The organism is Candidatus Endomicrobium procryptotermitis (assembly GCA_031279415.1).
GTDB lineage: Bacteria > Elusimicrobiota > Endomicrobiia > Endomicrobiales > Endomicrobiaceae > Endomicrobium_B > Endomicrobium_B procryptotermitis.
The window spans coordinates 1-13,799 of record JAITIP010000018.1 but is presented as its reverse complement, the minus strand read 5'-3'; the positions used below and the strand labels follow the sequence as shown (position 1 = coordinate 13,799).

At 37.3% G+C, this 13,799-nt stretch carries 17 protein-coding genes and 1 tRNA gene; 1 reads left to right on the top strand and 17 read right to left on the bottom strand.

Annotated elements, in window-relative coordinates:
- Positions 1 to 4: 4 nt before the first annotated feature.
- The 10 genes from lspA to LBD46_02825 all read right to left on the bottom strand — a co-directional run bounded on the left by lspA (position 5) and on the right by LBD46_02825 (position 9,986).
- Positions 5 to 478 carry a signal peptidase II gene (lspA, locus tag LBD46_02870; GenBank protein MDR2426112.1) on the bottom strand — a complete coding sequence of 158 codons (474 nt, stop codon included), beginning with the start codon at positions 476 to 478 and terminating at the stop codon, positions 5 to 7.
- Positions 478 to 3,270: an isoleucine--tRNA ligase gene (gene ileS, locus LBD46_02865; protein MDR2426111.1), complete on the bottom strand. Its 2,793-nt coding sequence runs from the start codon at positions 3,268 to 3,270 to the stop codon at positions 478 to 480. Before ileS ends, lspA begins: the two co-directional genes overlap by 1 nt.
- Positions 3,271 to 3,308: 38 nt before the next feature.
- Positions 3,309 to 3,572: a DUF167 domain-containing protein gene (locus LBD46_02860; GenBank protein ID MDR2426110.1), complete on the bottom strand. Its 264-nt coding sequence runs from the start codon at positions 3,570 to 3,572 to the stop codon at positions 3,309 to 3,311.
- 11 nt (positions 3,573 to 3,583) lie between these two features.
- Positions 3,584 to 4,399: a pyrroline-5-carboxylate reductase gene (proC, locus tag LBD46_02855; GenBank protein MDR2426109.1), complete on the bottom strand. Its 816-nt coding sequence runs from the start codon at positions 4,397 to 4,399 to the stop codon at positions 3,584 to 3,586.
- Positions 4,386 to 5,078, bottom strand: coding sequence for a YggS family pyridoxal phosphate-dependent enzyme (locus LBD46_02850; protein ID MDR2426108.1), 693 nt, complete (start codon positions 5,076 to 5,078; stop codon positions 4,386 to 4,388). Before LBD46_02850 ends, proC begins: the two co-directional genes overlap by 14 nt.
- A gap of 131 nt (positions 5,079 to 5,209) precedes the next feature.
- Complete coding sequence (locus LBD46_02845) at positions 5,210 to 7,888, bottom strand: OmpA family protein (GenBank protein MDR2426107.1); 2,679 nt, start codon at positions 7,886 to 7,888, stop codon at positions 5,210 to 5,212.
- 177 nt (positions 7,889 to 8,065) lie between these two features.
- The gene (locus tag LBD46_02840) at positions 8,066 to 8,539 is read right to left on the bottom strand and encodes a hypothetical protein (protein ID MDR2426106.1); all 474 of its coding nucleotides are present in this window, start codon (positions 8,537 to 8,539) and stop codon (positions 8,066 to 8,068) included.
- A 451-nt stretch (positions 8,540 to 8,990) separates the two neighbouring features.
- Positions 8,991 to 9,374 carry a hypothetical protein gene (locus LBD46_02835; GenBank protein MDR2426105.1) on the bottom strand — a complete coding sequence of 128 codons (384 nt, stop codon included), beginning with the start codon at positions 9,372 to 9,374 and terminating at the stop codon, positions 8,991 to 8,993.
- Positions 9,375 to 9,416: 42 nt separating this feature from the next.
- Positions 9,417 to 9,821 carry a hypothetical protein gene (locus LBD46_02830; GenBank protein MDR2426104.1) on the bottom strand — a complete coding sequence of 135 codons (405 nt, stop codon included), beginning with the start codon at positions 9,819 to 9,821 and terminating at the stop codon, positions 9,417 to 9,419.
- Positions 9,822 to 9,842: 21 nt separating this feature from the next.
- On the bottom strand, positions 9,843 to 9,986 hold the full coding sequence (locus tag LBD46_02825) for a hypothetical protein (protein MDR2426103.1): 144 nt from the start codon (positions 9,984 to 9,986) through the stop codon (positions 9,843 to 9,845).
- A 112-nt stretch (positions 9,987 to 10,098) separates the two neighbouring features.
- Here LBD46_02825 and LBD46_02820 point away from each other — a divergent pair, with 112 nt between their 5' ends.
- Entirely contained in the window at positions 10,099 to 11,034 is a 936-nt protein-coding gene (locus tag LBD46_02820; GenBank protein MDR2426102.1) for an ankyrin repeat domain-containing protein, read from the top strand.
- A gap of 304 nt (positions 11,035 to 11,338) precedes the next feature.
- On the opposite strand, the gene rplA is transcribed toward LBD46_02820, so the two are convergent.
- The 7 genes from rplA to LBD46_02785 form a co-directional block, all read right to left on the bottom strand.
- Positions 11,339 to 12,016 (bottom strand): 50S ribosomal protein L1, encoded by a 678-nt coding sequence (gene rplA / locus LBD46_02815; protein ID MDR2426101.1) that lies wholly within the window; start codon positions 12,014 to 12,016, stop codon positions 11,339 to 11,341.
- Positions 12,017 to 12,073: 57 nt separating this feature from the next.
- Positions 12,074 to 12,508: a 50S ribosomal protein L11 gene (gene rplK, locus LBD46_02810; GenBank protein MDR2426100.1), complete on the bottom strand. Its 435-nt coding sequence runs from the start codon at positions 12,506 to 12,508 to the stop codon at positions 12,074 to 12,076.
- A 23-nt stretch (positions 12,509 to 12,531) separates the two neighbouring features.
- The gene (gene nusG, locus LBD46_02805) at positions 12,532 to 13,062 is read right to left on the bottom strand and encodes a transcription termination/antitermination protein NusG (protein ID MDR2426099.1); all 531 of its coding nucleotides are present in this window, start codon (positions 13,060 to 13,062) and stop codon (positions 12,532 to 12,534) included.
- Positions 13,063 to 13,076: 14 nt separating this feature from the next.
- Entirely contained in the window at positions 13,077 to 13,265 is a 189-nt protein-coding gene (gene secE, locus LBD46_02800) for a preprotein translocase subunit SecE (protein MDR2426098.1), read from the bottom strand.
- 28 nt (positions 13,266 to 13,293) lie between these two features.
- Positions 13,294 to 13,364 (bottom strand) — tRNA-Trp (locus LBD46_02795).
- Positions 13,365 to 13,507: 143 nt separating this feature from the next.
- A complete protein-coding gene (rpmG, locus tag LBD46_02790) occupies positions 13,508 to 13,660 on the bottom strand; it encodes a 50S ribosomal protein L33 (GenBank protein ID MDR2426097.1) in 153 nt (50 codons plus the stop codon).
- A gap of 20 nt (positions 13,661 to 13,680) precedes the next feature.
- A partial coding sequence (locus tag LBD46_02785; GenBank protein ID MDR2426096.1) for a hypothetical protein occupies positions 13,681 to 13,799 on the bottom strand: 119 nt, incomplete at its 5' end.

Below are 13,799 nucleotides of genomic sequence, written 5' to 3'. Positions count from 1 at the left end.
AATTTCATACCTTTTTATTTTTAAAAACAGGCTTGATTAAATCCAATATTATTAAAAACGCGCCAATACATATGGATGAGTCAGCAACGTTAAAAGAAGGCCATCTTAACGAGTTTATTCCGAAATCCAAAAAATCCACCACTGCGCCTCTGAAAATCCTGTCAATCACATTTCCCGTTCCGCCGGCTATTATGATACAAAAAGCATATAGCTGAACTTTTGAAAGAGTTTTCCCATTTTTATAAAGCCATACGCAAAATAACACAAGCACCGCGGCGGAAAGAACGGCAAGCATTAAATTTCTGTCCTGAAAAAAGCTAAAAGCCACTCCTGTATTGCGCACGTTTGTTATATTAAAAAAATCAAAATGCGAAATAACTTTTATTGAACTCCCATAAATGACAAAAACGTCAATAAAATATTTTGAAATCTGATCAAATATTAAAAGAGCGGCTGCCAGAACCACCGGTTTTTTCATTATTTTAAAGCCTCTGCACACCTGCGGCATATACCGTTTTCGTCTATGCCGTCAATATGTCTCCAACACCTGTCACATTTTGCAAATCCGGATTTTTCGGCTTTTATAAAAAGCTCATTTTCGACTTCAGTTTTTGAAAAATTTATGTCCCAACTGCTGAAAACCAAATTCGCCAAATCCGCATCTTCAAAAACTTTAAAATATTTTTCGCCGTAAGAAATATGTAACCTGACTTCGAGATTCGAACCTATTATTTTTTCCTGCCTCAATTTTTCATTTTCAGCCATTACGGCCTGCCTTATTTCAAGCAACATGTCCCATTTTTCAAGTATTTCGGCTTCAAGAATATATTTGCTGTTAGTCTGTGGAAAATCGGCAAGAAAAACCGATTGCGGCGATTGCTGCAAAATTTTAACAATTTCTTTCCACGCTTCTTCAGCAGTAAACGAAAGCACAGGAGAAACAAGCCTTATGAGAACTGAACAAATTTCAAGCATTGCCGACTGTGCGCTTATTCTGGCTTTGGAATTCAAACTGTCGCAGTAAAGAGTGTCTTTTAACGCGTCAAGATAAAATCCGCTCAAAAACACCACGCAGAAATTATTTATGGAATTAACCGCTTTATGAAATTCATAACTTTCATAAGCAGCTATGGACCCATTAATTAAACCTTGAAGACGACTTAAAGCATATTTGTCTATTTCGCACATATTTTTAAAAGATAAAGTTTTCGAAGCATCAAAACCTCCGATATTACCCAGCAAAAAGCGCACCGTGTTTCTTATTTTTCTGTATGAATCGCTTAAACCTTTAAGTATTTCATCTGATATTCTTATATCTTCCCTGTAATCGCTTGAAGCCACCCAAAGCCTTAAGATGTCTGCACCATATTTGGATATTATTTTTTCTGGAGCAATCGTATTGCCTACGGATTTGGACATTTTTTTGCCCTGACCGTCCACAACGAATCCGTGCGTTAAAACATTATGATAGGGAGCGGTATCTTTTATGGCTGCAGACGGAATCAGTGAAGTTTGAAACCAGCCGCGATGCTGGTCACTTCCTTCGAGATATAAATCCGCAGGAAATGCTAAATCTTTATAATTTCCACTTGATAAAACAGCTTCACAAGAGACTCCTGAATCAAACCAAACATCTAAAATATCTTCTTCTTTTCTGAAATTTATGCCAGAACACGAAGGGCATTTTGCCCGCGTGCCTTCAAGCAGTTTTTCTACACTCATGTCAAACCATGCATCCGAACCTTTTTCTTTAAATATTTCTGAAATCCTGTAAATTATTTTCAAATCAAGCAGTGCTTCGCCACAATCTTTGCAGTAAAATACCGGTATCGGCACTCCCCACAAGCGCTGACGGCTTAGACACCAGTCCGGACGGCTTTCAAGCATGCCGGAAATTCTATTTTCTCCGTATTTCGGTATCCAGTTTACGTCTTTAACAGACTGCAAAAGTTTTTTTCTTAAACCTTCATGTTCAATACCTAAAAACCATTGAGGCGTAGCGCGGAAAATTACGGGCTTTTTACATCTCCAGCAATGCGGATAAGAATGCTCTATCTGCAGTTTGGCAAGCAGTTTTCCTTGTTTCTCAAGTTTTTCTATTATCAAAGAATTGGCTTTAAAAACATTCTGCCCTTCGAATTCTGGAACTTCTTTCGTAAACTGCCCTCTGTCATTTAAAGGAGATATTATTTCCAGTCCGTATTCAAGCCCAGCATGATAATCTTCCTGCCCATGACCGGGAGCTATATGAACTATTCCCGTTCCGTCTTCCATGCTGACAAAGTCCGCAAGTATTCCTTCTGAACGTCTGTCAACGACAGGGTTTTGACATTTTATATTTACGAAATCAACACCTTTAGCTTCAATTTCTTTCGTAAAACTTTTCGCTTTTATTTTTTCTCTTACGTTTTCGGCCAAAGCTTCGGCAACTATTATTTTTTCCCGTCTGTCGTCTTCAAAATCAAATACCGCTGCAATGTATCCAGCCTCCCCGTTGAAAGCCAAAGCAGCATTTGAAGGCAATGTCCACGGAGTGGTCGTCCATATGAGAATGGAATAATCTTTCAACTTTGATTCTTTATTTTTTAAAGCTGCTGGAAGTTCTTTTATCCGAAATTTAACAAAGATGGAATCGGAAGAATGGTCCGCATACTCTACTTCTGCGTCCGCCAAAGCCGTTTCACATGAAGGACACCAGTAAACCGGTTTCCTTTTGCGGTATATGTGTCCTTTTTCAGTAAGCTGTCCGAAAACTTTTACTATCGAGGATTCATATTTAGGGTCTAACGTCAAATACGGATTTTCCCAATCTGCCAAAACTCCTAGCCTTTTAAATTCCGCTTTTTGTATTTCAACAAACCTCATCGCAAAATCTGCCGCCTGTTTTCTGAAAACAAGCCTGTCAACTTTATTCTTATCGGTTTTAAGTTCTTTCAACACCTGCGTTTCTATAGGCAGACCATGGCAATCCCAGCCCGGAGTAAAAGGAACATAATTGCCGGACATTGAGCGATATTTTATCACAAAATCTTTAAGTATTTTGTTTAAAGCCGTTCCTGTATGTATATGCCCGTTGGCATAAGGAGGTCCATCGTGAAAAATGAATTTTTCTTTGCCTTTATTTTTTTCGCATATGTGGAAATAAACTTTATTCTTTTCCCATTCTTCAATAAAAGCCGGCTCTCTCTGCGCGAGATTTGCTTTCATCTGAAAATCGGTTTTTGGTAAAATTACGGTTTTAGAGTAATCTTTTTTGTTCGTTTTATCCATTTGTTTATATGCCTCTGTCTAAACGATTAATTTGACTTTTACGGTATCGTATCCAGCACTTTATCAAGCTCTTCTTCCGAGCGGCCGCAAATTTCGATTGTTTTCTCTCTTCCGCGTTCACCTTTTCTTAAATACACCATAGACCTTTTTACATCAAAAAAATCCGACAAATATTCGCATAGTTCTTCATTAGCCTTACCTTCTACTGCCGGAGCGGAAATTTTTACTCTTAAAATAGATCCTATCCTGCTTACTACCTCATTTCTCTTAGAATTAGGTATCACTCTTACTTTTATGATCATTTCCGATCCTCCTATCTGCCAAATTCTTTGGACCTGCGCACTGCTGCCTGCATTGCAGCAAATACGATATCCGAAAGATTCTGAGATTTAAAATATTCTAAAGCCGCCTGAGTCGTTCCGTTCGGTGACGTAACATTCCGTCTTAAATCGGCCGCGTCAATAGAGGTTTGCGCAAGCATTTGTCCTGCGCCAAAAACGGTTTGAACAGCAAAATCAGCAGCAATTTCCACATCAAGACCGAGCTTTGCGCCTGCTTCACGCATCAGTTCGCATAAATAAAACACATAAGCCGGACCCGAACCCGAAAGAGCAGTAATGGCATCAAACTTATCTTCGGACATAATGCGCGCTATCCCCGCCCCTTCAAAAATATCTTTAACATCTTTTAAATTTTCATCACAAGCGAATTTTCCACCGCACAGAGCTGACGCACCACAGCCAACCAGAACCGGAGTGTTCGGCATTACTCTTACTACAGACACTTTCCCACCAAGAGTTTCCTCAATATATTTCGTGCTTATTCCTGCCGCTATTGATATTACCAAAGCTCCCAGCTTTATGAAAGGTTTAACTTCTTCAAGCAGCTGCGGCATATTTTGAGGCTTAACGGCAAGAAATATCATATCGGCTTTCGAAACGGACTCTCTTTTATCGGAAGAAACTAAAACGCCGTACTTTTCTTTGAGCAAGTCAAGTTTGATTTGAACAATGTCATTGCATATTATGTTTTCAGGATTTACGATTGCGGCTTTTATCATGACGGCTATTATCGATTGCGCCATATTTCCCGAACCGACAAAAACTATAGTTTTATTATTTATTCCCATAATACCTGTTTCCGAAAATTGCCGAACCTATTCGAACCATATTTGAACCTTCTTCAACGGCAATTTTATAATCATCGGACATCCCCATAGACAAAATATTGAAATCATCTTTTCCAAAAGAGTTTTGCATATCGGTAAATAGATCGTAAATTTGTTTGAAATAAGGACGCGAATCTTCGGGATTGCAGCTTAAAGGCGTGATTACCATCAATCCTTTAATAGAAATGTTTGGCATTTCAAGACATTGAAAACAGAAATCTTTTACCTCTTCAGGCTTTATACCAGTTTTAGTCTCTTCCTGTGAAACTTTGACTTCAATTAGGCAGTTTTGTGTTTTTGCAGTATTGTGAGCATATTTTGATATTTCTTTTGCCAAACCAAGGCTGTCTAAAGAATGAATTAAATCAAAATTTTCTACTGCCTTTTTAGCTTTATTCGACTGCAGATGTCCTATAAAATGCTTGATAACACCTTTCAAACCGTTTCCTATTTGTTCAAACTTAGGCAATGCTTCCTGAATTTTGCTTTCTCCTATATGTTTGACACCGCATTCCAAAACTTGTAAAACGTCTTGATATGGAAAGGTTTTTGTAACGGCAACAATTTCAACATTGTCCACCTTTTTTAAAGATTCTATGTTTTCTTTTATATAAATAATGTTTTCACGTATTTTATCCATAAATTTAACTTTAAAATTAACAGTAATTATAGCATATTTTAGATTATTTTAAAAATTATCAAACTGCAAAAGAAAATCCTCCGGATTATATTTGCCGGAAGATATAATTTGACACTTTTAAAAACTGATTTCTATTTGGCAATTATTACCACTTTTATCTCAACTCTTCTGTTTTCGGGAGCTGAGGTATTTCTTTTGTTTATGAAATTCATCGCACCCAATCCTTTCGGTTCAATAATTTCATAATCCACATCATTTTCCGAAAGCTCATTTGCCACGACGGCCGCTCTTCTTAAAGAGTACTTCCTATTAATCTCTCTGCCTCCGGTGGAGTCTGAATATCCCTCAACGTAGATTTTATATTTTCTATTTTTGTTAGCCGTCATATACCTTTTTATCGCAAGTGCAGCTTTCTCAACTTCTTTCATTCCATTGTCAGAAAGTTCAAACTTAGAACTGCTTGCAAACAATTTGTCCTGCGTTAATACAAAACTGAGTTTAAGTTGTTCCCCCGACTTCAACATATCCGCAGGAGGCCGGGTGGCAACAGGCTTTTTATCAGTAGCGTCCGGCTGCGGCTTAACTGTAGGCACAGGCTTTTTCTGTACAGAAGTTTCCTGTGGCAGTTTAGTCGGAAGTTTTTCATTCTCCGTATCGGATATTTTTTGTTTGGGTTCCCGTTTGGACTCTTCCTTTTTTTCTTTTTTTAGCCTTGCCTGTTCGGCTTTTTCTGCCGCTTTTTTAGCAGCCGCCTCTTCCTTGGCTTTTTGCTTACGATATTTTTCTTCTTCTTTTTTAGCTCTAAGCCCTTCCTTTTGCTTTATTTTTAATTCTTTTGCTCTTTGTTTTTCTTCGGCTATTCTCTTCTTTTCTTCTTCTTCTGCCTGCTTTCTGGCAAGCTCGGCTGCTTTGGCTTCCTGCTCGGCTTTCATTCTGGCCTCAATTGCAGCTTTTCTTTCAGCTTCCTCTTCTAACCTTTTTTCTTCGGCAAGTTTCATTTCGTATGCCTTAATTTCATCCAGCCGTTTTTGCTCTTCGGCGGCTTTTTTTGCAGCTTCTCTTTCTTCGATGATTTTGACTTTCTCTTCTTTCTTGCGCTGTTCTTCGGCCAATTTTGCTTCAAATTCAGCTATTTCGGCTTCTATCTTCTGCCTTCTTTGTTTTTCCGCTTCAATGGCTATTCTTCTCTCTTCAATTTCCTGCAATCTTTTTTCTTCGGCAATACGCGCAGCTTCTTTTTCGCTAATGATTTTTTCTTCAGCATCTCTCTTTTTCTGCTCTTCAAGCAGCTTTGCTTCTTCTTCGGCTATTTTGCGCTCTTCTATTTTTCTTAACTTTTCTTCTTTTTTTAATCTTTTTTCTTCCTCTTGAGCCAATCTCTTTTCCTGTGCCTCTTTCAATTTCCTTTCGGCCGTAATTCTTTTGGTTTCTTCCTTTTCTCTCTTTGCGGCTTCCTTTTGCCTTTCGGCTTCAAGCTTGATTTCGGTTTCAACCCTGCGTTTCTCTTCCGCTTCACGCATCTTTTGTTCAGCTGCGGTTTTTTTGGAAATTTCTTTTTCCAAACGTTTTTGAATAACCTGCTGCTGCAAAATTTCGGCTTCATATTCGGCATTTTGTCTTGCCAGCTCTTCGGCTTCGCGTTTTGCGGTTTTCTCCGCCTTTTTTCTTTCAGTTTCAAGAAATTGCTGTTTTTCCCTTTCTATTTTCTGTGCAGTTTTTGTTTCCTTTTTAGCTCTTTTCTTTTCAAGTTCAGTTTCGCGTTTCTGTCTTGCGGCGATTTCTTTTTCTTCGATTTCTGTCTGCTTTCTGGCAAGTTTGGCAGACTCAAGTGTCACAACCTCAGTCTTTTGTGCTTCTCTTTTTTCTCTCTCAAGAAACTTCTGCATTTCTTTTTCTACTTTCTGCGCAATTTTTGCTTCTTCTTCTGCTCTTTTTTTAGTGACTTCTTCTTCGCGCCTTTCTCTTTCGCTTTTTTCTTTTTCTATACGCAACTTTTCTTCAGCTTCGGCTTTTATTCTGGCAATTTCCGCAGTTTTTGCCTCTTCTTCAGCTTTCAATATTTTTTCAAATTCAATTCTTTGCCTTTCTTTTTCTTCTCTTTCGGCTTCTTTTCTTGCAGCTTCCTCTTTTATTATCTTCTCACGCTCGACTCTTTCCGCTTTTTCTTTTTCTATCCTTGCTCTCTCTTTAGCCTGAGCCTGCTTTTCTGCCTCTTCCAATTTTCTACGCTTTTCTTCTTCCTTAGCCATCTTTTTAGCTTCCGCTGCTTCTTTTTTCTCTTTATTTATTCTTGCTCTTTCTTCCTCTTCTGCCTGCTTTCTGGCAACCTCAGCTGCTTTGGCTTCCTGCTCAACCCTGGCCTTTTCCTGCAACTCATATTTTTTCCTTTCTTTTTCCAATCTTATTCTTTCTTCTTCTATCGCTCGCTTTTCCCCTTCAATTCTTTTCTTTTCCTCTTCTGCTGCCTTTTTTGCCGCTTCAAATTCAAGCCTTTCTTTTTCTGCCTGTTCTCTCGCCTCTTTTTTAATTCTTTCCTGTTCAGCCTTTTCCGCTTCTTTCTGCGCTTTAGCTTCTTCATCCATTCTTCTTGCCTCTGCCACAGCCTTTGCTTCTTCAAGCTCTTTTAATTTTGCAGCCAAAGCTTCCTGCTTTTCTTGAAACAATTCTTCATCGGTAAGAACAACTTTCTTCTTTACCCTTGAATTTCTTTGCGTCCTATATATAACATTTCCTTCATCGGCGTATGCCGAGAATACAGAAGAAAATATAAAAATTAATGCCAAAATCAAAACAAATACAGTATTTTTCATTGTTTCCTTTTCAAAATGATTCATAAATATTTCACATAAAATATAGCACAAGTGGAGTTAATTTGCAAAATAGATGTTTGATAAGTTTATGCAAAAAACAAAGAGCAGAAAGAGTGTTCCCTCTCCACTCTTTTTTTTATATTAACGCTGTCATCATATATCCTCATTATGCATATACTATTGCATATTTTTATTATTTACAAACTCTCTACCACTTTCACAGGAAAAGAAAATATCATGCCGTCTAGTTCCAGTTTTAAACTTCCACTCGTATTTGCCGATGCATTTTATTGTTATTGTTACCGTTTCTCCAGATATCGATGTTACTCCCTCTCTTCCAAAATACCCTATACCTCTTATCGTCCATAATGTCTCTGAACAATTGTATTCATTATCAGATTCCCAATAACCGCTTTCAGAATCATATTTATCCACGTATGCTTTAAAGTCATATTTCTGCCCTGATACTAAAATCAGATTGTTTTCATCGGAATCCACGTTCGAATAATTACTCGCTGGCGTAAAATATAACTGCCTCCCGTTAACCGTATTATGCGTTACCGGGTTTTTCTTCCCAGCGCCGCTTTTTCCGCAACCTCCAAAGAATATAACTAAGCTAAACAATATCCCTAATAACAATGCTTTTTTCATCTATACCTCTTAATGAAATTGTAAATCCTGATAAGGATTTGAACCTTTAAACCTCATATGTAATACAAAATGACCAGAATTTTGTGCTGTAATTTGTGTATTTATGCCTTTAGTATCACTAAGCGTTACTATATTACCTTCTTGTTCTACCCACCATTGTGTTGAAGAAGTATCATAACTAGACTCAACTTGATTCTGTTCCTACATGCCAACTAGTGAAAGATGGAATATTTGACTCCAAGCTAGCGTTCCACCCAGCTGGCAATCCTGAACCACCGGTTACTTTTTCATCCTTACCACATGCACTCAAACATACCATACTACAAACAAAATTACTTTCTTCATCTTTACTTCCTCCCTTTTATTTTTTTGCTGCTTTTTATTTTTGAAGAATTTTCTCTAAAAACTCAATTTTAAACTTGTTGGATTCCCGCTTTCACGGGAATGACGACTAAGTTATTCCCCACAGGTATAGGGTTAATAATGAAAAAACTCCACCTGCATTCAATATATCCCTATACCCCGTGAGACTTCTTACCGCAGCATATCCCCCGTACCTGATTTTTCCCGTCTCTTTCTGCTCGTAATTATCAATAAACGCGCTGAATGAATATCTGTTTGGCTCGTCAACGACAATATCCACTATGGATGTTCCGAAAACTTCCCCCGGAGAAAGCGCTATGCGCATGCGCGCGTCGTTTGAGGCGTTGAAATTAAGTATATTTTGATTTGTAATATCGGCGTTAAATGTGCCTGCATTTCCTAAAAATAAATATCTTTGAAGATAGTTTTCAGATGTCGTTTTATTGCCTTTGACGTTTACGGAAAGTATCATGCCCTCAACCAGAGAAACAAAAAGTTTTCCGCTTGAAATATCCTACTCCTTTAAATATGCCCGCGAAGCTATATAGCCTTTTTGCATATACTCTTGATTTATCGTTTCCACAAGAGAAAATATGTCGTTGGCGCTTAAATTTATATTGAGATATTTTTTTCTTAAATTTTCAAAAAATTCACGGCTTAAAACATCGCTGTGAGAAAAATTAATTTCTTGAAGATTTATTATTTTTTTGTCATTTTTATCTTCTAGACCGTCTGCGCTTCTTTGCGAAACTTCTTTCTCTTCCCGTTCTTTTGATAAATTTTCAAGTTCTATGCTTCTTTGGCGAATTTCAACGTCATCCTTAAATCTCTCTGAAATCCACATCTGCGCATTGCTTGTACATGCAAAAAGAAAAAAAACGCATAAAAAGAGCCAAGTTTTTTTAAATGTTGTCGGCATAAAATCATATCTCCTAGACAGCTATTTTATAATTATTTCAACTCTTCTGTTTTTTGCGTAAGATTCCAGAGTTTCGCCGTTATCGGCAGGAACAGAATCTCCAAAGTAAGAAATATTTATAACGTCTTCTTTAACAATAATGAAATAAAATAAATATTCTGTCATGCTATGCCCGCCGCTTCTTTTCTCAAAAGCGGAATAAATACGACAAATACCCCTTTGTTTTGCCGACACGTATTTTTGAAAAATTAATATTTTTATGGTATTGTGTTAATATATGAAAATACTTACCTCATTATTTTTATCATTAACCGTATTCTTAGTTTTTATTCGTTTTCTCAATGCCGACGAATACGATTTGCATTATGCGATCGAGAGAAATGATTACAAAACCGTCAAAAAACTTATCAAAAAAGGTGCAGACACTGACAAACCTTTTTACGATTCTTCAACTCCGCTTATGGCGGCCGTGAGTGCAGAAAATTTTGAAATCGTGAAATTTCTTGTCAAAAACGGCGCGGATATAAATAAAACTGACAAATATGGAAACTCTCCGCTTATGATAGCATCATCAAAAAGCAATTTTGAAATAGCCCAATATCTTATGTGTGAATCGGCAGATGTAAATAAAGTTAACATCGATGGAAAATCTGCCCTGATTCATGCCTGTGCAAATGCAAAAATGGAAAACGTCATTATGCTTTTGAAATATAGTTCAGACATAAATGCCCAAAGCAAATCAGGGAAAACTCCTCTTTTGACAGCTGTTGAAGCATCATCGGATGAAATATCTGCAATTCTTTTAAACGAAGGAGCGCTTATAAATCTCTCTGACAAAAATGGCATAACCCCGCTGATCGCCGCCGTAAAACTAAAAAACAAAGAAATCGCACGGCTCCTTATTTCAAAAGGCGCCGACGTCAATTTGGGAGACTCGGAAAGCAATACTCCAATATTTTACGCGATGTCTGCAGGAGATACAGACATGATGGAATATCTATCATCGGAAAAAGCAAATATTGATCACATCAACTCTTTGAGCATGACTCCGCTTATGTCAGCGGCGAAAAAAGGCGACTATAATACGGTAAAAACCCTTCTTAAACTCGGTGCAAACAGAAAAAAAACAGCTCCTGACGGACTGACGGCACTAGATTATGCAAAAACGTTCAATCAACCCGCTTTAGTGGAACTTCTTTCATCCGATAAATGATTTTTAGGTATATACTTATCTCCTATATAAAATTTTCTTTGTGCAGATTATATTATGCAGTCGAAAAGGCGGTTATTTTGCAATTTTACAGCAATGCAAATTATACGACAAAATATAATGAACAAATCAATAAACTTAAATCCGCTACGTTTTGGCAGTGTTAAAAGCTCAAAACAAAATTAAAAAAGTTTTTACAGCAGTAAAGAGTGGTCAAAGTCCTGTATGGTACTTTCCATATCAATACAAAAAACCCGCCGTATAAAAAATACGGCGGGTTTCATTGTCGGTTGTTTATGATTTCGTATTATATTTTTTGGTCGAGATATACTCCAGGTCCCATTGTAGAGGAAATCGAGATACTTTTTATATATTGACCTTTTGAACTTGAAGGTTTGGCTTTTAAAATTACTTCAAATAATACTTTAATATTATCCGCAAGTTTTTCTTTATCAAAAGAAACCTTGCCTACCGAACAGTGAATAATGCCGTACGAATCATTTTTATATTCGACTCTGCCTTTTTTAAGCTCTTTTACCGTTTCTCCGACTTCAAAAGTTACGGTACCTGCTTTAGGATTAGGCATAAGCCCTTTAGGCCCTAAAATTTTTGCGACTTTACTTAAATCTTTCATGATGTCGGGAGTTGCAACTAAAATGTCAAAATCGAGGACACCCTTAGATATGTCTTCTATCAAATCGTCTCCGCCGACCAAATCGGCACCAGCGTCATGAGCTTCTTTTTGTTTTTCGCCTTTCGTTATAACGGCCACTTTTCTTGTTTTCCCTATCCCGTGCGGAAGAGTTACGGTTCCTCTGACTATCTGATCGCTCTGTTTTGGATCGATTCCAAGTTTAATGTGAAGTTCTACGGTTTCGTCAAATTTAGCGTTTGCAATCTGCTTTACCAAACTAACAGCCTCATCTAAAGTGTACAACTTGCTTTTATCCACCAATTTTGAAACTTCTTTAAGTCTTTTTCCCATTTCTTTCTCCCGTGGTTTTATGCACATTTAATTTGCTCCCACATTCTCATTTTCTTATTATTTTACTATTTCAATGCCCATGCTTCTGGCAGTGCCTTCAACCATAAGTTTAGCGGCATTTATATCATCGTTTGCGTTTAAATCTGGCATTTTCTGTTTCGCTATTTCTTCAACCTGAGCTGTAGTAATTTTACCGACTTTATTTCTGTTAGGAACCCCGGAAGCTTTTGCAACACCTGCCGCTTTTTTTACAAGCGCTGACACTGGAGGCATTTTTGTTATAAACGTAAACGATCTGTCCTCATAAATGGTTATAACTACCGGAATTGTCATGCCCTGTTCCATTTTTTTCGTTCTTTCATTGAACTGTTTGCAAAAATCCATTATATTTACACCCTGCTGGCCTAATGCAGGTCCCACTGGAGGCGCGGGATTTGCTCCGCCTGCCGGAATCTGAAGTTTAATCATTGCTTTTACTTTTTTTGGCGCCATTTTATTTACTCCTATAAACTAATTTATATTTTTTCAACCTGTAAAAAATCGAGTTCAACCGGAGTAGGCCTTCCGAAAATCATTACCATGACTTTTAGTTTACCTCTTTCCTGATTAATCTCTTCGACAATGCCGATAAAATGTTTGAACGGTCCTTCAATAATACGCACGTTCTCTTCTCTATCAAACGAAACGGCCGGTCTAGGTTTAGAAACATCAGGGTTGATGATAATGTTCAATAGGCTTGCCACTTCGTTTTGTGCCATCGGAACAGGTTTTACACCGCCTAGAAAACCGGTAACTCCGGCAGTGTTTCTGATAAGCCAATATGTACTATTATTGACAGTCATCTCGACAAAAACATAACCCGGATAAAATTTTCTCTTTTTTATTCTTTTTTTATTTTGTTTTACTTCAATTACGTCTTCAGTTGGGACAAGAATCTGTGAAATAATATCCTGCATGCCTAAATTTGCGACGGACATTTCCAAACTCTTTTTTACTTTATCCTCATGTCCAGAATATGTATGTACAACATACCATTGATTAGCCATTTTTTACCTCAAACTTATAATATAAAACCTAAAATTCTGCCGAGAATTATATCAACTATGCTTACAAAAATAGACATTATAATCACAAATATCACAACTACAAACGTGGTGCCTGCAACTTCTTTTTTGCCAAGCCATGTAACTTTCGTAAGCTCATAATATGCTTCTCTGAAAAACTGTATAACATTCTTTATTAAATTCATATTACACCTTCAAAATTATATTGAGAAGCGGGGGCAGAAGGATTTGAACCTCCAAAGCTGGTTTTGGAGACCAACAGTTTACCGTTAGCTTATGCCCCCAAACTTCTATTGTTCAATAATCATTACAGAGACCGCGCTTCTTTTTTTATGTTTAAAATCTATGCTGATGTCAACAAAATTATTACGGCATTTTACGAATAAAAGAATATATGCCAAAATATTTTAAGTTTTTATCTCAAAAATCATTTTGTTTCTTTATGTTCAGTACGCTTGCCACAGTTTTTACAAAATTTCTTCAAAGCAAGTTTTCCTTCCTGCTTTTTCCCTCTGTCAAAATAATAGTTTCTGTTTTTACATATGCTGCAAGCCATAGTTATAATAAATCTTTCAGCCATCTTGATAATTCTCCAGTTTTTTACTTTATAATTTCAGTAACTACGCCTGACCCCACAGTTCTCCCGCCTTCCCTTATTGCAAACCTTAACTGCGGCTCCATCGCCACAGGCATTATCAACTCTATCTCCATCGTTATAT